At 63.1% G+C, this 19,665-nt stretch carries 23 protein-coding genes and 2 pseudogenes; 13 read left to right on the top strand and 12 right to left on the bottom strand.

Annotated features, from left to right (window positions below):
* The 8 genes and pseudogenes from RAZWK3B_RS19065 to RAZWK3B_RS19035 all read left to right on the top strand — a co-directional run.
* Nucleotides 1-387, top strand: a pseudogene (locus RAZWK3B_RS19065) (branched-chain amino acid ABC transporter permease); the annotation flags it as partial.
* A gap of 13 nt (nt 388-400) precedes the next feature.
* Nucleotides 401-919: pseudogene (locus RAZWK3B_RS19060) on the top strand (ABC transporter ATP-binding protein); the annotation flags it as partial.
* Nucleotides 920-934: 15 nt separating this feature from the next.
* Complete coding sequence (locus RAZWK3B_RS22025) at nt 935-1,156, top strand: ABC transporter ATP-binding protein C-terminal domain-containing protein (RefSeq protein WP_502685152.1); 222 nt, start codon at nt 935-937, stop codon at nt 1,154-1,156.
* Between the two features lie 15 nt (nt 1,157-1,171).
* Nucleotides 1,172-1,927, top strand: coding sequence for an ABC transporter ATP-binding protein (locus RAZWK3B_RS19055; RefSeq protein ID WP_007818084.1), 756 nt, complete (start codon nt 1,172-1,174; stop codon nt 1,925-1,927).
* A gap of 92 nt (nt 1,928-2,019) precedes the next feature.
* Nucleotides 2,020-3,969 carry an acetate--CoA ligase gene (gene acs / locus RAZWK3B_RS19050; protein ID WP_007818081.1) on the top strand — a complete coding sequence of 650 codons (1,950 nt, stop codon included), beginning with the start codon at nt 2,020-2,022 and terminating at the stop codon, nt 3,967-3,969.
* A 208-nt stretch (nt 3,970-4,177) separates the two neighbouring features.
* Nucleotides 4,178-5,206: a DMT family transporter gene (locus RAZWK3B_RS19045; RefSeq protein WP_007818079.1), complete on the top strand. Its 1,029-nt coding sequence runs from the start codon at nt 4,178-4,180 to the stop codon at nt 5,204-5,206.
* Complete coding sequence (locus RAZWK3B_RS19040) at nt 5,203-6,117, top strand: DMT family transporter (RefSeq protein WP_007818077.1); 915 nt, start codon at nt 5,203-5,205, stop codon at nt 6,115-6,117. Before RAZWK3B_RS19045 ends, RAZWK3B_RS19040 begins: the two co-directional genes overlap by 4 nt.
* Before the next feature lie 79 nt (nt 6,118-6,196).
* Entirely contained in the window at nt 6,197-6,469 is a 273-nt protein-coding gene (locus RAZWK3B_RS19035) for a hypothetical protein (protein ID WP_007818075.1), read from the top strand.
* A 49-nt stretch (nt 6,470-6,518) separates the two neighbouring features.
* Here RAZWK3B_RS19035 and queF read toward each other — a convergent pair whose 3' ends face one another.
* From queF to queC, 4 genes are read right to left on the bottom strand one after another with little or no spacing between them, the layout of a single operon-like run.
* Nucleotides 6,519-6,983 (bottom strand): preQ(1) synthase, encoded by a 465-nt coding sequence (gene queF / locus RAZWK3B_RS19030; protein WP_007818074.1) that lies wholly within the window; start codon nt 6,981-6,983, stop codon nt 6,519-6,521.
* A gap of 13 nt (nt 6,984-6,996) precedes the next feature.
* Entirely contained in the window at nt 6,997-7,725 is a 729-nt protein-coding gene (gene queE, locus RAZWK3B_RS19025) for a 7-carboxy-7-deazaguanine synthase QueE (protein WP_007818072.1), read from the bottom strand.
* On the bottom strand, nt 7,722-8,078 hold the full coding sequence (queD, locus tag RAZWK3B_RS19020; RefSeq protein ID WP_007818070.1) for a 6-carboxytetrahydropterin synthase QueD: 357 nt from the start codon (nt 8,076-8,078) through the stop codon (nt 7,722-7,724). Before queD ends, queE begins: the two co-directional genes overlap by 4 nt.
* Nucleotides 8,078-8,770: a 7-cyano-7-deazaguanine synthase QueC gene (gene queC, locus RAZWK3B_RS19015; protein WP_007818068.1), complete on the bottom strand. Its 693-nt coding sequence runs from the start codon at nt 8,768-8,770 to the stop codon at nt 8,078-8,080. The genes queD and queC overlap by 1 nt, the downstream gene beginning before the upstream one ends.
* A gap of 139 nt (nt 8,771-8,909) precedes the next feature.
* Here queC and RAZWK3B_RS19010 point away from each other — a divergent pair, with 139 nt between their 5' ends.
* The 3 genes from RAZWK3B_RS19010 to accC all read left to right on the top strand — a co-directional run bounded on the left by RAZWK3B_RS19010 (nt 8,910) and on the right by accC (nt 11,483).
* Entirely contained in the window at nt 8,910-9,455 is a 546-nt protein-coding gene (locus RAZWK3B_RS19010; RefSeq protein WP_037296287.1) for a LuxR C-terminal-related transcriptional regulator, read from the top strand.
* Nucleotides 9,456-9,625: 170 nt separating this feature from the next.
* On the top strand, nt 9,626-10,123 hold the full coding sequence (accB, locus tag RAZWK3B_RS19005) for an acetyl-CoA carboxylase biotin carboxyl carrier protein (protein WP_007818064.1): 498 nt from the start codon (nt 9,626-9,628) through the stop codon (nt 10,121-10,123).
* Between the two features lie 10 nt (nt 10,124-10,133).
* Nucleotides 10,134-11,483 carry an acetyl-CoA carboxylase biotin carboxylase subunit gene (gene accC, locus RAZWK3B_RS19000; RefSeq protein WP_007818062.1) on the top strand — a complete coding sequence of 450 codons (1,350 nt, stop codon included), beginning with the start codon at nt 10,134-10,136 and terminating at the stop codon, nt 11,481-11,483.
* Here accC and RAZWK3B_RS18995 read toward each other — a convergent pair.
* Nucleotides 11,464-12,159 (bottom strand): class I SAM-dependent methyltransferase, encoded by a 696-nt coding sequence (locus tag RAZWK3B_RS18995; protein ID WP_157132331.1) that lies wholly within the window; start codon nt 12,157-12,159, stop codon nt 11,464-11,466. The genes accC and RAZWK3B_RS18995 overlap by 20 nt on opposite strands.
* Nucleotides 12,160-12,378: 219 nt before the next feature.
* On the opposite strand from RAZWK3B_RS18995, the gene aat reads away from it, so the two are divergent.
* A complete protein-coding gene (gene aat / locus RAZWK3B_RS18990) occupies nt 12,379-13,029 on the top strand; it encodes a leucyl/phenylalanyl-tRNA--protein transferase (RefSeq protein WP_007818058.1) in 651 nt (216 codons plus the stop codon).
* On the opposite strand, the gene RAZWK3B_RS18985 is transcribed toward aat, so the two are convergent.
* The 5 genes from RAZWK3B_RS18985 to RAZWK3B_RS18965 form a co-directional block, all read right to left on the bottom strand.
* Nucleotides 12,993-13,358 (bottom strand): DUF2155 domain-containing protein, encoded by a 366-nt coding sequence (locus RAZWK3B_RS18985; RefSeq protein WP_007818056.1) that lies wholly within the window; start codon nt 13,356-13,358, stop codon nt 12,993-12,995. The two genes, aat and RAZWK3B_RS18985, sit on opposite strands and share 37 nt — an antisense overlap.
* Complete coding sequence (gene mlaD, locus RAZWK3B_RS18980) at nt 13,355-13,813, bottom strand: outer membrane lipid asymmetry maintenance protein MlaD (RefSeq protein WP_007818055.1); 459 nt, start codon at nt 13,811-13,813, stop codon at nt 13,355-13,357. The genes RAZWK3B_RS18985 and mlaD overlap by 4 nt, the downstream gene beginning before the upstream one ends.
* A 13-nt stretch (nt 13,814-13,826) precedes the next feature.
* The gene (locus RAZWK3B_RS18975) at nt 13,827-14,210 is read right to left on the bottom strand and encodes an NADH:ubiquinone oxidoreductase subunit NDUFA12 (RefSeq protein WP_007818053.1); all 384 of its coding nucleotides are present in this window, start codon (nt 14,208-14,210) and stop codon (nt 13,827-13,829) included.
* Between the two features lie 162 nt (nt 14,211-14,372).
* Nucleotides 14,373-15,635 (bottom strand): ATP-dependent Clp protease ATP-binding subunit ClpX, encoded by a 1,263-nt coding sequence (clpX, locus tag RAZWK3B_RS18970; protein ID WP_007818050.1) that lies wholly within the window; start codon nt 15,633-15,635, stop codon nt 14,373-14,375.
* Nucleotides 15,636-15,776: 141 nt separating this feature from the next.
* Nucleotides 15,777-16,409, bottom strand: a complete 633-nt coding sequence (locus RAZWK3B_RS18965) for an ATP-dependent Clp protease proteolytic subunit (RefSeq protein WP_007818048.1) — start codon at nt 16,407-16,409, stop codon at nt 15,777-15,779.
* A 141-nt stretch (nt 16,410-16,550) separates the two neighbouring features.
* Between RAZWK3B_RS18965 and RAZWK3B_RS18960 the strand changes: the two genes are divergently transcribed.
* Nucleotides 16,551-17,774 carry an FAD-binding domain-containing protein gene (locus RAZWK3B_RS18960; RefSeq protein WP_007818046.1) on the top strand — a complete coding sequence of 408 codons (1,224 nt, stop codon included), beginning with the start codon at nt 16,551-16,553 and terminating at the stop codon, nt 17,772-17,774.
* 15 nt (nt 17,775-17,789) lie between these two features.
* On the opposite strand, the gene RAZWK3B_RS18955 is transcribed toward RAZWK3B_RS18960, so the two are convergent.
* Entirely contained in the window at nt 17,790-18,758 is a 969-nt protein-coding gene (locus tag RAZWK3B_RS18955) for a DUF3179 domain-containing protein (protein ID WP_007818045.1), read from the bottom strand.
* Nucleotides 18,759-18,854: 96 nt separating this feature from the next.
* Nucleotides 18,855-19,664 (bottom strand): DUF4336 domain-containing protein, encoded by an 810-nt coding sequence (locus tag RAZWK3B_RS18950; protein WP_007818043.1) that lies wholly within the window; start codon nt 19,662-19,664, stop codon nt 18,855-18,857.
* Nucleotide 19,665 lies beyond the last annotated feature (1 nt).

The following is a 19,665-nucleotide window of genomic DNA, read 5'->3' as shown; positions in this document are numbered from 1 at the left end:
CCTCTTGCCGGACCGGAGCGGATGTTCTGGACCGCCTCGGGCGAGGTGGTTCTGATGACCATCCTCGGTGGCGTCGGCACGCTGATCGGCCCGGTTCTGGGCGCGGGTCTCATCAAGTACATGGAAAACATCCTGTCCAAGATCAACGCAGACATCCTGCACACATGGTTCGCGTTCCTGCCTGATGGACTCGAGGATTTCGTGGTCAGCATGGTCTATCCCTTCATCGGCAAGGGCTGGCACCTGACACTGGGTCTGATGTTCATGGCCGTCGTGATCTTCCTGCCCGGTGGGCTGGTCGAAGCAGGCCAACGGATTTCCCGCCTTCTCAAGGGCCGCAAGGTCCAGGACGGCGCCAAGAAATCCACAACCGAACCCGCCGAATAAGGAGAGCCGAACAATGGGCATTCTTGAAGTCAAGGACGTGAACAAGCGCTTCGGCGGTCTCCAGGCACTGGGCAACGTCAACCTCAGCGTGGCGGAGAACTCCTGCCACGCGATCATCGGGCCGAACGGTGCGGGCAAATCCACCCTGCTCAACGTGCTGATCGGCAAGCTGATCCCCGATACCGGCAGCGTCATGTTCGACGGGCAATCGGTGCTGGGGCGCAAACCCTATGAGATCAACCAGATGGGCATTTCCCGGGTGTTCCAGACACCCGAGATCTTCGGCGACCTGACGGTGCTGGAAAACATGCTGATCCCGATTTTCGCCAGCCGCGACGGTGCCTTCCGCATGCATGCAATCGAAAACACCGCAAGCGAGAAAGAGGTCATCGAACAAGCCGAGCACATGCTGGAAGAGCTTGGCATGGCGGACAAACTCCATTTCCACTCGGCCTCGATGAGCCGCGGTGATAAGCGGCGTCTGGAAATCGGCATGTGTCTGGCGCAAAAGCCGCGCCTTTTGCTGCTGGACGAGCCCACCGCCGGCATGGCGCGGGCGGACACCAACAACACCATCGACCTGCTCAAACAGATCAAGGAAGAGCGCGACATCACCATCGCGATCATCGAACATGACATGCATGTGGTGTTCAGCCTTGCGGAACGCATCACCGTTTTGGCGCAGGGCTCCCCGCTCGTCGAAGATACGCCGGAAAAGATCAAGGGCCATCCCAAGGTGCGCGAAGCCTATCTTGGCGAAACGGCTTAAAAAGGAGATCACGAGATGAACGTCAAACCGGAATTCTCAAAGGGCAAGAACTACGCCGAAACCGCTCCGGCTTTCCTGTCGGTCTGGGAGATGCAGGCCTATTACGGCGAAAGCTACATCGTCCAGAACATCAGCTTCAACGTCCACGAAGGCGAGATTCTGGCGCTGCTCGGCCGCAACGGCGCAGGCAAGACCACCACGCTGCGCGCCATCGCGCGGATGGACAGCCCGCAGGTCAATCATGGGGAAATCTGGCTCGACCATAAGCCGCTCCACTCCATGAAAAGCCATGAGGCGGCGGTGTCGGGCATCGGGCTGGTGCCCGAAGACCGGCGCATCATTTCTGGCCTCACGGTCGAGGAAAACCTTCAGCTTGCGCAGATCACCCCGCCGATCGGCTGGTCGCTCGATCGCCTGTACGAGCTCTTCCCGCGTCTCGCCGAACGGCGCAAGCAGGAAGGCACCACCCTGTCGGGCGGCGAACAGCAGATGCTGGCGGTGGCCCGCGCGCTTGCGCGCGACATCAAGGTTCTGCTGCTCGATGAACCCTACGAAGGGCTGGCCCCTGTGATCGTGGACGAGATCGAAAAGACCCTTCGCATCATCAAGGAACAGGGCATGACGACGATCCTCGTGGAACAGAACGCCGTGCGCGCTCTGGAACTCGCCGACCGTGCGATCATTCTCGACACCGGCTCGATCGTGTTCGACGGTTCGGCCAAGGAAGTCCTTGAAAACGAAGCACTGCGCGCGGAATATCTCGCGATCTGAAACCGTCGCACTCTCGGCCCGTCGGCGTGGTTGCGCACGGTTCGGCGGGCCTTTACCATTCCGCCCGGAATAGAAGAAAGAAAAGGTCAGATATGTCCGATAATACCTATCCGCCCTCAGCCGATTTTGCTGCCAAGGCACATATCGACGCCGCGAAATACCAAGATCTCTACGCCGCTTCCATCGCAGATCCCGACGCCTTCTGGGCCGAACACGGCAAGCGCATCGACTGGATCAAGCCCTTCTCCAAGGTTAATGACGTCAATTTCGACTTCGGGAACGTCTCGATCAAATGGTTCGAGGACGGCACCCTGAATGTTTCGGCCAACTGCATCGACCGGCACCTCGCCACGCGTGGCGACCAGACCGCTATCATCTGGGAGCCCGACGAGCCCGGCGATGACGCCCTGCATATCACCTATCGCGAACTGCACGAGCATGTCTGCAAGATGGCGAACGTGCTCAAGAACCTTGGCATCTCCAAGGGCGACCGCGTTGTGATCTACATGCCGATGATCCCCGAAGCGGCCTATGCCATGCTGGCCTGTGCCCGGATCGGCGCCATCCATTCTATCGTCTTCGCGGGCTTCTCTCCGGATGCGCTTGGCGCGCGGGTCAATGGCTGCGATGCCAAACTGGTCATCACCTCCGACACCGCCCCGCGCGGGGGCCGCAAAACCAAGCTCAAGGACAACGTCAATCAGGCCCTGCTGCATGACGTGGACGACGTGAAATGCCTCGTGGTGCGCCGCACCGGCGACCAGATCGCGTGGCGCTCCAGCGGAGACTACTGGCTCCACGAAGAGCTCGAGAAGGTCGATGCCGACTGCCCGCCCGAGGAAATGAACGCCGAAGACCCGCTCTTCATCCTCTACACTTCCGGCTCGACCGGCCAGCCCAAGGGCGTGGTGCACACGCAGGGCGGCTATCTGGTCTGGGCCTCGATGACCCATGAATACGTGTTCGACTATCACGAGGGCGATATCTTCTGGTGCACCGCCGATGTCGGCTGGGTCACCGGCCACAGCTATATCGTCTATGGTCCGCTGGCCAACGGCGCGACAACGCTGATGTTCGAAGGCGTGCCCACCTATCCCGATGCGGGCAGGTTCTGGGCCGTGTGCGAAAAGCACAAAGTGAACCAGTTCTACACCGCCCCCACCGCAATCCGGGCGCTGATGGGTCAGGGCAATGACTACGTGACGAAATACGACCTGTCGGACCTCAAGCTTCTGGGCACGGTGGGCGAGCCGATCAACCCCGAAGCCTGGAACTGGTACAACGAGGTGATCGGCAAGGGCCGATGCCCCATCGTCGACACCTGGTGGCAGACCGAAACCGGCGGCCACCTCATCACCCCCCTGCCCGGCGCCATCGCAACCAAACCCGGTTCCGCCACCGTGCCGTTCTTCGGCGTGCGGCCCATGGTTCTGGAAACCGAATCCGGCAAGGAGATCGACAGCACCGAGGCCGAAGGCGTGCTGGCCATCAAGGACAGCTGGCCGGGCCAGATGCGCACCGTCTGGGGCGATCATGACCGGTTCGAGGCCACCTATTTCCAGCAATACAAGGGCTATTACTTCACCGGTGACGGCTGCCGCCGCGACGCCGACGGCTATTACTGGATCACCGGGCGCGTCGACGACGTCATCAACGTCTCGGGGCACCGTATGGGCACCGCCGAGGTCGAATCCGCCCTTGTGGCCCATGCCAAGGTGGCCGAAGCCGCCGTGGTTGGCTACCCGCATGACATCAAGGGACAGGGCATCTACGCCTATGTCACCCTGATGGCCGGCGAAGAACCGACCGAAGAGCTGCGCAAGGAGCTGGAAACCTGGGTGCGTACGGAAATCGGACCGATCGCCAAGCCTGACCTCATCCAGTGGGCGCCCGGCCTGCCCAAGACCCGGTCCGGCAAGATCATGCGCCGCATCCTGCGCAAGATCGCCGAGAACGAGTTCGACAATCTCGGGGACACCTCCACGCTGGCCGATCCGGGCGTGGTGGACGACCTGATCGAAAACCGCATGAACCGCCACTGACACTGGCGCTGGTACTGGCCCGGCGCGGCGCGGGGTCACCCTGTCGGCCCGGCGGCATCACTGAAAACACCCCCCGCAAGGCCCCTGCCTTGCGGGGGGTTTACGTTTGTCGCAAACGGGCGAGACCAAGGTCGTCTCTGCACTATCGTGACTGCGTGGCGCCAGCCGATCCGGTGCCCGCCCCTCGAACAACCCGGATGCCCCGCTCATGTCGTTGCTGGCACCAGACAGCCCACGTCTGCCCTCCCGTGCCCTGCATGGCATTCTTTGCGTGGAAATCGGCACGTTGTTTTTCGTCGCTCAGGACGCGATGATGAAATCCATGCTGGCGCTCTATCCGATCTGGACGCTGATTTTCGTGCGATCGGTGATGTCGGTGCTGGTGCTTTTGCCGCTTGTGATCCTGCTTGGCGGCCCGCATCGCCTGCTGACCCCGCTCTGGCCGCTGCATCTTGCGCGTGCGGCACTATTCACCATCGGATTTTCCCTGTTCTACGCGGCGTTCCCCTTCATGGGGCTGGCCGAGGTCACCACGATCTTCTTCGCCGCCCCCCTCATCACCGCGCTGATGGCCGCGCTCTGGCTTAAAGAAACGATCGGCCCGCATCGTCTGGGCGCGTTGATCGTGGGTTTCGCCGGTGTGTTGATCGCCATGAACCCGACCAGCGATGCCTTCACATGGATCGCAATCCTGCCGCTCTTATGCGCCGTGACCTATGCCGCATCGCAGATCATCGCGCGCAAGATCGGGGACCGCGAAAGCACGCTCACGGTGGGGCTTTATACCTTGGGCTTTTCTGGCCTGATGATCCTGCCGATGGGCTGGGGCTTCAACCAGATCTTCACCGTCGCGCCCGAATTCGGACATCTGGGCTGGAGCCTGCCCCATGCCCTGCCCGGCGACCTGCCTGCGCTTGCGCTTCTCGGGCTTCTTGGCATGGGCGGTTATCTTCTGCTGTCGCGCGCCTATCAGGTGGCCAATGCCAGCCTCGTGGCGCCGTTCGACTATACCTATCTGCCCATCGCGACGCTTGTGGCCTTTCTGGTCTGGGACGAGGTGCCGGGGCTCAACACGCTTTTCGGCATGGCGCTGATCGCGTGCGGAGGTCTATACCTCGGCTATCGTGAGCTGCGCGGCAGTCGCGACACAGATCAGCCCGCCGCGGTGGCGGAAACCCTGTTCATACCGGGAAGCCCGCTGCCGCAGCAAATCCCCGACGAGGAAGAGATCCGATGACCCACGCAACCGCCCCCGACCTGCCCGCGCGTGACATGCGTGGCGTGACGATGGTGTTTTTCGCAGGCGTGCTGTGGTCCACGGTGGGCCTTGGTATTCGCCTGATGGACGAGGCCGTGGTCTGGCAGATCCTGTTCTACCGCTCGCTCAGCCTGTCGGTGCTGCTCTATGTGGTGATCCGCCTGCGCACCGGGCAGGACCCGTTCGTTCTGGCCCGACGCACCGGCCTTGCCGGGGTGATCGGCGGGCTGGCTCTGGTGGCGGCCTATACCGGCGGCATCCACGCAGTACAGACAACCTCGGTCGCCAACGCAATGCTCCTGTTCGCCACAGCACCTTTCATGGCGGCGATCCTTGGCAGGCTGATCCTGCGCGAATCCGTCCGCCCGGCCACATGGATCGCCATTGCCGTGGCCTGTATTGGTATCGGCGTCATGGTCTGGGACAAATTCGGCGCGCCTTCGGCGATCGAAGGCAACCTCTCGGCGCTCGGCTCGGCCTTCGGCTTCGCGGTATTCACCGTGGCCCTCAGATGGGGCAAGGCCGGTGAGATGATGCCCGCGGTCTTTCTGTCTGGCCTTTTCGCGGTACCGATCATGGGCGCGATCTGCCTGTGGCAGGGCCTGCCGCTGGTGATCGGCGCTCAGGACGCGGGGCTGTCCCTCGGCATGGGGGTGTTTCAGGTGGGCGCGGGGCTGATCCTTTACACCATCGGCTCGAAAACCGTGCCCGCGGTGGAACTCACCCTTCTGTCGCTGGCCGAAGTGGTGCTTGGCCCCCTCTGGGTCTGGTTCTTTCTGGGCGAGACGGCGACACCCTATACCCTTGCCGGCGGCGCGATCCTTCTGAGCGCCATCGCCGGGAACGCGATATCGGGCGCGCGTCGCAAACCGCCGCCCCCCATGGTCTGAGCTTTCCCACACAGCACCGGCATTTGTGCTAAACTAGGTCTGCATTGCAATTCAGCTGCATCAACAGGAGGCATACCATATGCGCAAAACCCTCATGACGACAGCCCTTGCCGCCGGTCTTGCCCTGACCGGCTGCGTAACCGCCGAGCAAGAACGCCAGGTGTCCGGCGCGGTGATCGGCGGCGGGCTTGGCCTCATCACCGCCAAGGTGCTCGGAGCCGATAACGACTGGGTCGTGGTGTCGACGCTGGCCGGGGCCGCGGCCGGGGCACTGGTCGCGCGCAACACCGCAACCGGTCAATGCGCCTATGCGCGCGGCGACGGCACATATTACAACGCGCCCTGCCGCTGACACCCCAAAGCGGGGCAGCGGGGATCATCCCGCCGCCCCGAAAAAGGGCTCAGCCGCGCCCGCGATAGGGCGGAACACCCTGATCGGGGATCCAGACGCCCTCGGGCATCGGCCCAGTCTGGTAAAAGACATCGATGGGAATACCGCCGCGCGGATACCAATAGCCGCCGATCCGCAGCCATTGCGGATCAAGGAAATCCGCCAGACGCCGCGCGATGCTGATCGTGCAATCCTCGTGGAACGCGCCGTGATTGCGGAAACTGCCCAGGTAGAGCTTGAGTGACTTGCTCTCCACCAACCACGCCCCCGGCACGTAATCGATCACCAGATGCGCGAAATCCGGCTGTCCGGTCATCGGACAAAGCGAGGTGAATTCCGGCGCCACAAAGCGCACATTATAGGCCACATCTGCCTGCGGATTGGCCACCCGCTCCAACTCGGCATCCTCGGGCCGCTGCGGCACCACCGTCGCCCCGCCCAACTGCTTGAGATCCTTATAGATATTGTCGCTCATTGCGTGCCTTTCCTCAAACGCCGCGCTTGTTGCCCCACAGCGCCACATGCAGCTGCGGCAGCACCCGCGCCTCAAACCAGCCATCCTGCGTGACGTGATCCACCAGCCAGCGCATCCGCGCATCAAGCCCGTCCTGATCGACCCGCGCCGCATCATCGCCCGGCGGCGGGGGGGTGTGATTGCCCGGCTGCAGGAAAAGCGGCAATTGCGGATAGCGCCCCGCCACCTTCCGCGCCCAGTCATAATCGGTCTCGTCGAAAATCACGATCTTCATCACCATGTCCGCGCCCTGACCCGCCGCAATGCAGGCATCGAACGCGGCCCAGTCCACCTCCATCCCGCTCGACGGCGGTTTGGGGCTGAGCACCAGCATATCCAGCTCGGAAAACCAGTCCTTCGCGACCGAGCCTTGGGTTTCCAGAGCAAACCCATAGCCGCGCGTATGGCCCAACCGGATCACCTCGCCCAAGGGCTGGATCGCCGGGTTGCCACCCGACAACGACACCAGCAAGGGCCGCCCGCCCGACAGTTTCTCGATCTCGGCCATGATCGCATCGGGGGTCATCGGCGCCCATGTCTCGCGGAACGCGCTGTCCACGGCATGCAGGCTATCGCACCACGAACAGCGGTAATCGCATCCACCCGTGCGCACAAATACCGTCGGCACGCCGATCAGCGCGCCCTCACCCTGAATCGTCGGCCCGAAAATCTCGGACACCCGGATCGGTGCGGCCTCGGTCATGGCCGATATTCCGCCCATGTCTTAGGGGTCTCGCTGACCTTCACGGCGCTGACTTCCGGCCATCTGCCCACGCACCAGTCATAGAGATGACGCGCCATGCGTTCGGCGGTCACGCAATCGTCGCCCAGCACATCATTGAGATGCCGGTGATCCAGCTTGTCATCGATATACCGCTTCAACTCGGCCAGATCGAGGTAATCGCGCACGAACCCATGCGCGTTCAGGTCTTCGGCCCGCAATTCGACCACGACGATGTAATTATGGCCGTGCAGCCTTGCGCATTGATGATCCTCCGGCAGGCCAAACAGCTGATGCGAGGCCGAAAAATGAAATTCCTTGGTGATCGTGTACATCACTTCACCCCCACGGTTGCGCGCCAGAAATCCGCATCGGCATAGACGGTGGGATCAGCAATCCCGGCCAGATGAAACGCCTCGCGCCGCTCCACGCAGGTGCCGCAGCGCCCGCAATGCACCTCACCGCCCTTGTAGCACGACCATGTATCCTCAAAAGGCGTGCCATGGCGTGCGCCTTCGGTCACGATATCGGCCTTCGAGCCGGTCACGAAAGGCGTGTAAAGCTGCACCTTGGCCACCCCGTCCAGCGCATGATCCTCCATCGCCTGAAACGCCGCGATGAAATCGGGACGGCAATCGGGATAGATGAAGTGATCCCCGCCATGCACCGCCGTCGCGACCGCGTCGGCCTTTTGCGCGGCCGCCATGCCGAACCCCACGGCCAGCATGATCGCGTTGCGGTTGGGCACGACCGTGATCTTCATCGTCTCTTCGGCGTAATGCCCGTCCGGCACATCCAGATCATCGGTCAGCGCCGAGCCCGTCAGCGCCGCCCCCACAGCGCGCAGATCGACCACGCGATGCGCCACACCCAAGCGCTCCGCACAGCGCGCGGCAAAATCCAGCTCCTTGGCATGACGCTGGCCATAATCGAACGACAAAAGTCCCGCCAGCTCATGTTCGGCGGCGACCTTGTGGGCAAGCGATACCGAATCCAGCCCGCCCGAGCAGATGACGATAGTCTTCATTCCTGTGTCCTTGTTTTGAGCGGGTAGGCTGCGACCGCATGGGGCGCATCTAATCTCTATGACCGCCGATGGCAAGAACGCCGCGCATGCGATGCCCCTTGGAACCCCTCCCGGCGCGGGCCATAGTCGCGCCATGGACATCTCGGCCCTCGCCTTTCAGAACGCCCCCATCGGCCTTGCCGTGCTGGAAAACCGCGTGATCCGGCAGTGCAACCTGCAATTCGCCCGGACCTTCGGCGGGCCGACCGGCGATGTCTCGGATTTCACCGGTGTTCCACTGGCGCGCTACTACCCGTCGATTGCGGATTACGCGCGCATCGGGGAACGCGCGCTGGCCGCCATGCGCGACACCGGGCGCTACTCGGATGGACGGGTGATGAAACGCGCCGATGGGACGCTGTTCTGGTGTCGTGCGCGGGGCCAGTCGGTCACCCCCGATGATCCTTTCCGGCGCGGCGTGTGGTCCTTCACCGATCTGTCCGAAGAACGCCCCCTTGTGGCCCTGACAGCGCGCGAGCGCGAAGTCGCGATTCTCACCTGCCGTGGCATGACCTCCAAGGAAATCGGGCTGGAACTTGGCCTGAGCTACCGCACGATCGAGGTCTACCGCGCCCGCCTTCTCGAAAAATTCAATGCCCGTAAGCTGGCCGAACTGGTCGCCAAGCTTTCCGGGATGCCACTCTGATCCCGGCGCCGTGCGGCACTCTTGGCCGCAAGCCTCGCAATCAGGCGCGCGCGTAACCATTTTGCAAGGGGAAATGCCCGCTTTTCTCAGGCCGCGCCATGCCCTATAAGCGGCAAAAATCGAAAAACGCGATGGCGCCACGGCAGCCATCGAAAGCGTCGAGGAACCAGATGCCGAACAAAACAAATGACGCAGACGTGGCCTTCATCAAGGCCCTGGCCGAGCTTCTGCATGAAAACGACCTGACCGAATTGCAGGTCAAACGCGAATACGGCGAGAATGACGCCCTCAACGTGCGCGTCAGCCGCCGGACCGAGATCGTAACCCATGTCGCCGCCCCCGCAGCCCCGGCCCCCGGCCCGGCGCATTCGGGCTATGCGCCCGCACCGGCCCCGGCCGCTGATGCAGGCCCGGTCGAAGACCCCGCCAGCCATCCCGGCGCCGTCACCTCTCCGATGGTCGGCACCGTCTACACGCAGGCCGAACCGGGCGCACCCTCCTTTGTCAGCGTCGGCGACAAGGTGGCCGAAGGCGACACGTTGCTGATCGTCGAAGCGATGAAAACCATGAACCACATCCCCGCCCCCCGTGGTGGCACCGTAAAGCGCATCCTCGTCGAGGATGGCGCGGCCGTCGAATACGGCGCGCCGCTGATGATCATCGAATAAGGGCGCACGCATGTTCGACAAGATCCTGGTGGCAAACCGCGGCGAGATCGCGCTTCGTGTGATCCGCGCCGCCCGCGAGATGGGCATTCACACGGTCGCCGTACACTCGACCGCGGATGCCGACGCGATGCATGTGCGCATGGCCGACGAATCCGTCTGCATCGGCCCGCCCCCAAGCAGCGAAAGCTACCTGTCGATCCCGTCGATCATCGCCGCCTGCGAAGTGACCGGCGCCCAGGCGATCCATCCCGGCTATGGCTTTCTGTCGGAAAACGCCAATTTCGTGCAGATCGTCGAAGATCACGGCCTGACCTTCATCGGCCCGACCGCCGAACATATCCGGATCATGGGCGACAAGATCACCGCCAAGGACACCATGAAGGCCCTCGGTGTGCCTTGCGTGCCCGGCTCGGACGGCGGCGTGCCTACCTTGGCCGAAGCCAAGCGCCTTGGCGAAGAGATCGGCTATCCGGTCATCATCAAGGCCACCGCCGGTGGCGGCGGGCGCGGCATGAAAGTCGCCCAAACCGCTGCCGACATGGAACGCGCCTTCATGACCGCGCGCTCCGAGGCCAAGGCCGCTTTTGGCAATGACGAAGTCTATATCGAGAAATACCTCCAGACCCCGCGCCATATCGAAATTCAGGTCTTTGGCGATGGCAAGGGCGGCGCGGTCCATCTGGGCGAGCGGGACTGCTCGCTGCAGCGCCGTCACCAGAAGGTCTTCGAAGAAGCCCCCGGCCCCTGCATCACCGCCGAAGAGCGCGCCCGCATCGGCAAGACCTGCGCCGATGCCGTGGCCGCGATCAACTATGCCGGCGCCGGCACGATCGAGTTTCTCTACGAACACGGCGAATTCTACTTCATCGAGATGAACACCCGCCTGCAGGTCGAACACCCCGTGACCGAGGCGATCTTCGGTGTCGATCTGGTGCAGGAACAAATCCGCGTCGCCGAAGGACACCCGATGTCCTTCACCCAGGATGATCTGGTCATCAACGGCCACGCCATCGAAGTCCGCATCAACGCCGAGAAACTGCCCGAGTTCTCGCCGCGCCCCGGACGTATCACGCAGTTTCATACGCCCGGTGGTCTGGGCGTGCGGATGGATTCGGCGCTCTATGACGGCTACACGATCCCGCCCTATTACGATTCGCTGATCGGCAAGCTGATCGTGCATGGCCGCGACCGCAACGCCGCTCTGAACCGGCTCAACCGCGCCTTGGGTGAATTGATCGTCGATGGCGTCGATACCACCGTGCCGCTCTTTCATGCCCTCTTGCAGGAACCGGACATCCAAACCGGCAATTACAACATCCATTGGCTGGAAAACTGGCTGCTCACGAACCTTCAGGGCTGAGTGCGGGAACAAGCGTAAAGCTCGCCCTGCATTTGGCGCCCGACTGGAAATAATCCGACAGGCCAAGCCGCGCCTGCGCCTGCAGCATCGTCCAGTCGATCCAGTCAAGCTCGAACCCGGCAACCCGCGCCGAAAGCGCCACCGCCCCACGACTGGGCAAGAGCCGCAGACCCGGCGCACCGCAGACCGGCCGCTTGATATGTTCCATCAGCAAGACGGGCGCTTCACTCACCGCGAACAGCCCGTCCACGATGACCAGTCTGGGGCGCAGCCTGGCCACCATGCTCAACAGCCCCGGCAGATCGGCACATCCCTCGAGCATGTCGAAAAGCGCGATCACGTCGTGGCGCTCTCCTGCCGCGGCCTCGGCCCGCAGCGCCTTTTGCGGATCGGCGCATCGCATCTCGATCCGGCTGCGCAACCCCACCTCGGGCAAGCGTCCGAACCGCGCCACCTCGGCGCGCCGCGCCTCCACGCCGATCACCCGAAGCGCGCCCGCCGCCGCATAGGCGTGACACCACCGGCCATCCCCGGCCCCAAGCAGCAAGACCGTCGAATCCGCGATCACATGCCGGAAGCCATCCACAAGCATCGCATGGCGCGCCTGCATCCGATTGGCCGCCAGGGTCACGTCATCACCAAAAAATCCCACCGACGCCTCATCCAGACCTGTCATCAAGATCGCCTTTTCCAACCTGAAGCGTTTCGCGAAAAACCTGAGCCACAGGTTTTCGCGAAATGCAGTGCTGCATTCGCTCGTTGCACGCGGTCCGCCTTTCGCTGGTGCCTTCAGGATCAAGGCGGAACACTTTATGCCCTTGCCGGTCTAGCACTGCAGAGGATACCAAAGCGTTAATCCCGGTCCTGTTCTGTCCTGAAAGTGCCACAAATCCTCATGATCGACCCCGCCCTGCATCTGACGCCCGAGTTGCTGCTCAAGGCCTATGCGGCCGGGATCTTTCCGATGTCCGAAAACCGCAACGATCCCGAGATTTTCTGGGTCGATCCACGCCGTCGCGGCGTCTTGCCTCTGAACGGGTTCCATATCTCGCGCTCGTTGGCGCGCCGGATGCGCCAGGCGGCCTATAGCGTGACGATGGATGCCGATTTCGCCGGGGTCCTCAACGCCTGCGCGGATCGCGAGGAAACCTGGATAAACGCTGAAATTCACCGCCTTTACATGGAATTGCACCATATGGGCACGGCCCATTCTCTGGAAATCTGGCAGGATGGCGCCTTGGCGGGCGGCGTCTATGGCGTGGCCTTGGGCGGGGCGTTTTTCGGCGAAAGCATGTTCTCGCGCCGCACCGATGCCTCCAAACTGGCCCTCGCGCATCTCACCGATCATTTGCGGCGCTGCGGCTTCAGCCTGTTCGACACGCAATTCATCACGCCGCATCTGGCGTCACTGGGCGCCGTCGAAATCAGCCGCTCAGACTATCACGCCAGATTGCGCGAGGCTCTGGACTTGCCCGCCTCGATCACCGCGCAGCCGCTCTGTGCTTCGCCTCACTCGGTCCTGCAGCGCAACACCCAGACGTCATAGCGCTGATGTTCCATCGCGTTCAACGCAGGCGATGAGGCGATCATCCAGCCTTCGAAAACCGGCTGGCCGATCCTTGGATCACGCACCGTGATATAGGCAAAGGCATCCGACGCCGCGTCCCCCGCCGGATATCGGCACTCGCCAAGCGTGACCTCGAGATTGCCAAGCTCCGCGCTCTCGCCCGTGGCCAGCATCATGTCGACCGTATCGCCGTTGATCTTGTCCAGACCCCGCAAGGCGGCCCCGGTTCCGATCTCCACATCCTGCGCGCTTGCGGCAAGCGGCACCAAGCCAAGCCCCAGCCCCAAGGCCGCTGCCCTGAGGATCATTGACCGTTGCCCTCTTCGTCACCGGCCACGAATTTCATCAGCAAGGACACAAGACTGACCGACGCTTGGGTAAATTCGATCTCGTCGCCCGGCTCGAAGGTAAAGGGCGAGCCACCCGGCAGGATTTCCACGAAATTGCCGCCCAGCAACCCTTCCGAGCTGATCGCAACGGCGCTGTCATCGGGCACGGCGATCCCTTCGGTCACGGTGAATGTGGTCTTCGCGCGATAGGTCTCGGGATCCAGCTCCACCGCGGTGACGCGCCCGACCTTGACCCCGGCCATGCGCACATCCGTGCCCACATCGACCCCATCGGCACTTCGGAAACTGGCGCTCAGCGGGTATTCCGTTGCCGCGCCCGACACGCCCGTGACCTGACCGGCATAGACCAGGAATCCGACAGCCACGGCCAGAACCGCTCCGCCAACGATGACTTCCGTGGTGCTTTCCGACATGATCCGCTTGCCTTTATTCCGGGGTCCAGGGTTCGTAATCGCGGCGCTCCACAGGGGCGGTCCGCCGGATCGATCCGGCCGGCGCATAGGCCAGCGCGGTCCCCGTCAGGTTTTCCTCATGCGGCTTTTCCCACGGCTTGCGCGCCAGCGGCTTTTCCGACGGCACCTCGTCGAACGTGTGATGCAGCCAGCCATGCCAATCCGGGCTCACGCGGCTTGCCTCGGCTTCGCCGTTGAAGATCACCCACCGCTTCTTGCCATCGCGCGAGACATAGAAGCTGTTGCCCTGATCGTCCTCGCCCACCTTCACGCCCTTGCGCCAGGTGTAGAACTGAGTGTTGAGCGTCTGCCCGTTCCACCATGTGACCGATCGCAGAAGGGTGTTGAGAATGCCCATGAAGACCTCCGATATACTGTCCCTGATATGGCGCAATCGGCGCCAAAGGTCCAGTGCCGGTTGCATGCCCAAGCTGCGGCCGGCACGACCTTGCGGCGCGGCATCAAAAAGGCCCGCAAGGATGATCCCGCGGGCCTTCGATATTGCACGGCGCGGCGCGGCTCAGCTGGCCGACGTCGCCTCTTTTTTCTGGTCGGCATAGATGATCAGCGGGGCGGCATCCGAATTCACCGCCTCTTCGTTGACCACAACTTCCTCGACCCCTTCCATACCCGGAAGCTCGAACATGGTGTTCAGCAGGATATCCTCAAGGATCGAGCGCAGCCCCCGCGCACCGGTTTTACGAGCAATGGCCCGACGCGCAATCGCCGTCAGCGCATCATCGGTAAAGGTCAGTTGCGCGTTTTCCAGCTCGAACAGACGCTGATATTGCTTGATCAGGGCGTTTTTCGGCTCGGTCAGGATGGTGACCAGCGCCTCTTCATCCAGATCCTCAAGCGTCGCGATCACCGGCAGACGTCCGACAAACTCCGGAATCAGACCGAATTTCAGCAGATCCTCAGGCTCGAGATCCTTGAACACCTCTCCGGTGTTGCGCGCGTCCACGTCGCGCACATCGGCGCCGAAGCCCATCGCGCTGCCCTTGCCACGCTGCGAAATGATCCGGTCAAGCCCGGCGAACGCACCGCCGCAGATGAACAGGATGTTGGTCGTGTCCACCTGCAGGAACTCCTGTTGCGGATGCTTGCGCCCGCCTTGCGGCGGCACGGCGGCCACGGTGCCTTCCATCAGCTTCAGAAGCGCCTGCTGCACCCCCTCGCCCGACACATCGCGGGTGATTGACGGGTTTTCCGACTTGCGGGTGATCTTGTCGACCTCGTCGATATAGACGATGCCGCGCTGCGCGCGCTCCACGTTGTATTCGCTCGACTGCAGCAGCTTGAGGATGATGTTCTCGACATCCTCGCCCACATAACCCGCCTCGGTCAGCGTGGTCGCATCGGCCATGGTAAAGGGCACATCCAGAATCCGCGCCAGCGTCTGCGCCAGCAGGGTCTTGCCGCAGCCCGTCGGACCGATCAGCAGAATGTTGGATTTGCTCAGTTCGATATCGTTCTTGCCCGAGTGGTTCAGACGCTTGTAGTGGTTATGCACCGCCACCGACAGAACCCGCTTGGCCATCGACTGACCGATCACGTAATCATCCAGAACGGCGCAGATATCCTGCGGCGTTGGAACGCCATCGGTCGATTTCAACCCGGCGCTCTTGGTTTCCTCGCGGATGATATCCATGCACAGCTCGACGCATTCGTCGCAGATGAACACGGTCGGCCCCGCGATCAGCTTGCGCACCTCATGCTGGCTCTTGCCGCAAAAGCTGCAATACAGGGTGTTCTTGCTGTCGCTGCCAGAGTTATTCGACATCGCGTACCTTTCGGGCCGTGCCCAGCAGTTTCCCGGCCCCTTCGGGCCGGTATCCTCGTGTTTCTTGCCAGCTTAAGACAGGTGGTCATGCACCACAATGTCAAATTCGCTGGCCTTCCGGGAAGGCGACGCCGCCCCGGATCAGCTCTTTTCGTCGTCCGTTTTCACGCGGCTTTCCACGATCTCGTCGATGAGACCCCAGTTTTTCGCTTCTTCGGGCGACATGAAATTATCCCGTTCCAGCGCATCCTCGACTTTCTTGAGGGTCTGGCCGGTATGCTTCACGTAAATCTGATTGAGCCGCTTCTTCAGCTTCAGCGTCTCTTCGGCGTGGATCATGATGTCCGTCGCCTGGCCCTGATACCCGCCTGACGGCTGGTGGACCATGATTCGGCTGTTGGGCAACGAGAACCGCATCCCCTTTTCGCCCGCCGTCAGAAGCAGCGACCCCATCGAGGCCGCCTGACCGATCACCAGCGTGCTCACCTTCGGCTTGATGTATTGCATCGTGTCGTAGATCGACAACCCGCTGGTCACCACCCCGCCGGGGCTGTTGATGTACATGCTGATTTCCTTCGCCGGATTCTCCGCCTCCAGATGCAACAACTGTGCCACGATCAGGCTCGACATACCGTCATGCACCGGGCCGTTCACGAAGATGATCCGCTCCTTGAGCAGGCGCGAAAAGATGTCATAGGCCCGCTCGCCACGGCTGGTCTGTTCGACCACCATCGGCACGAGGGTATTCATGTAGGTCTCATAAGGGTCTGTCATGTCCGCCTGCCTGTCATAAAGATATGAGCTTTACCGCTCAGGTGCTAACGGAGTCTTAGTCCCGCGCCCCACACGCTGCAAGGGGCTGGCCCCGATTGTTTTGCGCTTGATCGCCGGGGCGACAGGGCTAGATCGCGCCGCATGGATGGATCGGCGACGCCCCAAAGTTTCGAACCCACGCGCAACGCGGCCCTTGATCGGTTGCGTGTCTTCGCTCCGAAAGCCGGCGGCGATTACGCGCGGCTGCGCAATTATGATCTGGGTCCGGGCCGTCATTCGCATGTCTCGACCCTATCTCCCTACCTGCGCCACCGCCTCCTGACCGAGGACGAGGTTCTGCGCACCGTGCTCGCCCGCCACTCGCCGCAAGCGGCCGAAAAATTCATTCAGGAAGTGTTCTGGCGCAGCTACTGGAAAGGCTGGCTGGAAATGCGCCCGGCCGTCTGGACCGCCTATCGCGCGGGGCTTGCCGCGGCACTCAACCGCACCCAGGTCGAATCCGGTCTGCGACAGCGCTGGTCGGATGCCTGCAACGGACAGACCGGCATCGACGGCTTCGATCACTGGGCGCATGAACTGATCCAGACGGGCTATCTGCACAACCATGCCCGCATGTGGTTCGCCTCGATCTGGGTGTTCACCCTCGGCCTGCCATGGGAGCTGGGGGCGGATTTCTTCCTGCGTCACCTGCATGATGGCGATCCGGCCTCCAATACACTGGGCTGGCGGTGGGTCGCGGGGCTGCAGACGCGCGGCAAGACCTATCTTGCGCGCCCCGACAATATCGCCCGCTACACCGAACGCCGCTTTCACCCTGCGGGCCTTGCCCCTGCGGCCCCGCCCCTTGCCGGTCCCGATCATCCGCACCGCCGCCCCGCGCCAGTCTCGCCACACTGGACAGCCTCGCGTCGCTCGGGCCTCTTGCTGCACGAGGATGATCTCAGCCCCGCCTACCTGTTCGAAACAGGCCTCGCGCCCGTGTCGCAAATCCGCCTGCAGACGACATCCGCCCGATCCCCCCTTGCGGTGTCGCCTCAGGTCACCGCCTTCGTCTCAGCAGCACTCGAGGATACAGCCACCCGCTGGCGCGACCGCTCGGGCGAGGATGCAGGGCACCACGACCAAGTGGACGCCATCGCCGATTGGGCGCGCGCCTCAAGGCTCGAGCAGATCGTGACGCCCTATGCCCCCGTCGGCCCCACAGCCGAGGCTCTGGACAAGCTCGACGCGGCCCTGGCACCCCACAGCATCGCCCTGATCCGCCCCCTGCGCGCCTATGACGAACGCGCATGGCCCCATGCCACCCACGGGTTTTTTCGCTTCAAGGACCAGATCCCAAGCCTTCTGTCCGCCATGGGGCTCTAACCCCGCGCGACCGCCTCACTCCCCCAGCATCCAGCGCCCTTCGGGCCAGAACGCATCGAAGGCAAAGGCGAACATCACATCATGCGGCAAATCGCGCCCCTGCGCGTCGCGCACCCGCACGCTGCCCACATCCCGGCCTTGGGCGATCACCTCCGTATCCAGCGCCGAGGCTTGTCCCGCCTCCCACCCGATCACCACGCCCTCCTCGCTCAACCCGCCGTGCCGTCGCACACGCTCCAGCGGCCAGGCGCGGTCCCCCACCCGCACGACCCGTGCCAGAGCCGGAATGCCATGCGGCGGCGGATCACCGCTATAAAGAAAAGGCCGCGTCAGCCCGTCATAGCCGCCATAGGGATTATGGCCATAGCGCCGGGGATAGGCGGGCTCGGCCATGACCCGCCCATCGGGATGGCGCGCGCGGAACTGGTCCCAGCTTTCCATCCATGCCGGCACCTGCCGCAACTCCGTGCCGGTCAGATCCCCCACGATCGCCTCGCCCACCGCCTGCTGCCACCAGCTTTCGGTCTGGCGGTCATACATGATCATGTCCGAATGGCGCAGCTTCCCCGACACCCCGAACTCCAGCACGCGCGCCCCCACACGCCGGTCGAACACCAGCCCCGAATTGCACAGCGGGCAGAACGTGACCGCCACCGGCACGCCCGCCACCTCGTCATTGACGATCTCGTGCCATGTCAGATAGCGGATCGGATAGGCACGCGGCACGGCGTCTGCGATCTTGAGCGTGATGACCGGCTCTCGCCCGCCGATCCGGGTTTCTTCAGAAGCCTCGATGAACTCCGGATCGCTCAGCGCGGGGATACCATCCTTCGGCGGCCCACCCGAGACGATCTCGACCCAGCTTTCGACGCTGGTGGTGGTAAAATCCGTTTTCGGCCATTCATGTTTCCAGAAGGCCGGATCAGCCACGGCCATATGCGCGGCAAGCGCCAATATGGCGGTCAATATCGGCAGGCGGGGCATCGCGCACAACTCCTTCAAGGGCTGTCCCCAAGAATGCCCATCCGCGCCCCATCTGCACAGCAGGCCCACGCAAACGTGAACGACCATGGGCGCCGATTACCGCGCGCCGCCGTCCCGTTTCTTCATGTCCGAAATCGCCCGATCCCACCGCCGATGCCTCAGCAACCGGCGAAAGGCGCGCTCCAGCTCGGCGGTGCCGCGCCGCTCATACCAGCGGCCATGCGCCAGGATCACCCGCTCGGGCGCCCATGCGATCATCCGCTCCAGACTTTCGGCCAGCGCCGCCTTGTCCCGATACCTCCAGCGCAGACGCGGCGGCATGCTACCGTCGCTGTCATCCACCCCCGCGATCCAGATGATCGGCCGCGTCCAGACCGGCAGCTTCGCCGTCTCGAAAGCCTGAATGAGATCGGTCAGGATCAGCGTTCGGCTGTCGCGGTGCAGGAACACCGCCTCCCGATGATCCCGACTACCGCCCACGATCATCTGCTCGATCTGCCCGGCCCAGGGCGCCTCGGCCCCGTCGGCCTTCAATACATGATCGATGACAAGCGCATGGCCCCTCCGGGCTGCGTGCCCCGCCACCCCCGGCGCCGCCCAGCTTTGCGCGCGTGGAAAAGCCGCCTGCCAATCGGGCATATGAGCATGATGCCAGCGGTTCGGCGCGACCAGATGCGCAACCGGCCCAAGCGCCTCGATCTGCGCGCGCAGCCCCTCGCTCAGCCGTGTCGGCGAATGCACCCACAGATCGCCAGTCTCCAGCCGGATCACCGTGGCCCTTGTGGGCACCGGCACCCCCCCGCAGCGCAGCGCCGGCCCATCGATCAGCCACACCCCGTCCGCCACGGGCTTGAGCGTATCGAGCGGCTCATACCCCGTGGCGATATCCAAGGCGTCGGCAAGCATC

It is taken from the genome of Roseobacter sp. AzwK-3b (assembly GCF_000170875.1).
GTDB lineage: Bacteria > Pseudomonadota > Alphaproteobacteria > Rhodobacterales > Rhodobacteraceae > Roseovarius > Roseovarius litoreus.
This window is presented reverse-complemented; position numbering and strand designations above follow the sequence as displayed.

What these genes read in the sequence shown, in the direction of transcription:
- RAZWK3B_RS22025 (WP_502685152.1), top strand. Translation starts at nt 935, where the DNA reads ATGGCGCGGGCGGACACCAACAACACCATCGACCTGCTCAAACAGATC.
- RAZWK3B_RS19055 (WP_007818084.1), top strand. Translation starts at nt 1,172, where the DNA reads ATGAACGTCAAACCGGAATTCTCAAAGGGCAAGAACTACGCCGAAACC.
- acs (WP_007818081.1), top strand. Translation starts at nt 2,020, where the DNA reads ATGTCCGATAATACCTATCCGCCCTCAGCCGATTTTGCTGCCAAGGCA.
- RAZWK3B_RS19045 (WP_007818079.1), top strand. Translation starts at nt 4,178, where the DNA reads ATGTCGTTGCTGGCACCAGACAGCCCACGTCTGCCCTCCCGTGCCCTG.
- RAZWK3B_RS19040 (WP_007818077.1), top strand. Translation starts at nt 5,203, where the DNA reads ATGACCCACGCAACCGCCCCCGACCTGCCCGCGCGTGACATGCGTGGC.
- RAZWK3B_RS19035 (WP_007818075.1), top strand. Translation starts at nt 6,197, where the DNA reads ATGCGCAAAACCCTCATGACGACAGCCCTTGCCGCCGGTCTTGCCCTG.
- queF (WP_007818074.1), bottom strand. Translation starts at nt 6,983, where the DNA reads ATGAGCGACAATATCTATAAGGATCTCAAGCAGTTGGGCGGGGCGACG.
- queE (WP_007818072.1), bottom strand. Translation starts at nt 7,725, where the DNA reads ATGACCGAGGCCGCACCGATCCGGGTGTCCGAGATTTTCGGGCCGACG.
- queD (WP_007818070.1), bottom strand. Translation starts at nt 8,078, where the DNA reads ATGTACACGATCACCAAGGAATTTCATTTTTCGGCCTCGCATCAGCTG.
- queC (WP_007818068.1), bottom strand. Translation starts at nt 8,770, where the DNA reads ATGAAGACTATCGTCATCTGCTCGGGCGGGCTGGATTCGGTATCGCTT.
- accB (WP_007818064.1), top strand. Translation starts at nt 9,626, where the DNA reads ATGCCGAACAAAACAAATGACGCAGACGTGGCCTTCATCAAGGCCCTG.
- accC (WP_007818062.1), top strand. Translation starts at nt 10,134, where the DNA reads ATGTTCGACAAGATCCTGGTGGCAAACCGCGGCGAGATCGCGCTTCGT.
- RAZWK3B_RS18995 (WP_157132331.1), bottom strand. Translation starts at nt 12,159, where the DNA reads ATGACAGGTCTGGATGAGGCGTCGGTGGGATTTTTTGGTGATGACGTG.
- aat (WP_007818058.1), top strand. Translation starts at nt 12,379, where the DNA reads ATGATCGACCCCGCCCTGCATCTGACGCCCGAGTTGCTGCTCAAGGCC.
- RAZWK3B_RS18985 (WP_007818056.1), bottom strand. Translation starts at nt 13,358, where the DNA reads ATGATCCTCAGGGCAGCGGCCTTGGGGCTGGGGCTTGGCTTGGTGCCG.
- mlaD (WP_007818055.1), bottom strand. Translation starts at nt 13,813, where the DNA reads ATGTCGGAAAGCACCACGGAAGTCATCGTTGGCGGAGCGGTTCTGGCC.
- RAZWK3B_RS18975 (WP_007818053.1), bottom strand. Translation starts at nt 14,210, where the DNA reads ATGGGCATTCTCAACACCCTTCTGCGATCGGTCACATGGTGGAACGGG.
- clpX (WP_007818050.1), bottom strand. Translation starts at nt 15,635, where the DNA reads ATGTCGAATAACTCTGGCAGCGACAGCAAGAACACCCTGTATTGCAGC.
- RAZWK3B_RS18965 (WP_007818048.1), bottom strand. Translation starts at nt 16,409, where the DNA reads ATGACAGACCCTTATGAGACCTACATGAATACCCTCGTGCCGATGGTG.
- RAZWK3B_RS18960 (WP_007818046.1), top strand. Translation starts at nt 16,551, where the DNA reads ATGGATGGATCGGCGACGCCCCAAAGTTTCGAACCCACGCGCAACGCG.
- RAZWK3B_RS18955 (WP_007818045.1), bottom strand. Translation starts at nt 18,758, where the DNA reads ATGCCCCGCCTGCCGATATTGACCGCCATATTGGCGCTTGCCGCGCAT.
- RAZWK3B_RS18950 (WP_007818043.1), bottom strand. Translation starts at nt 19,664, where the DNA reads ATGCTTGCCGACGCCTTGGATATCGCCACGGGGTATGAGCCGCTCGAT.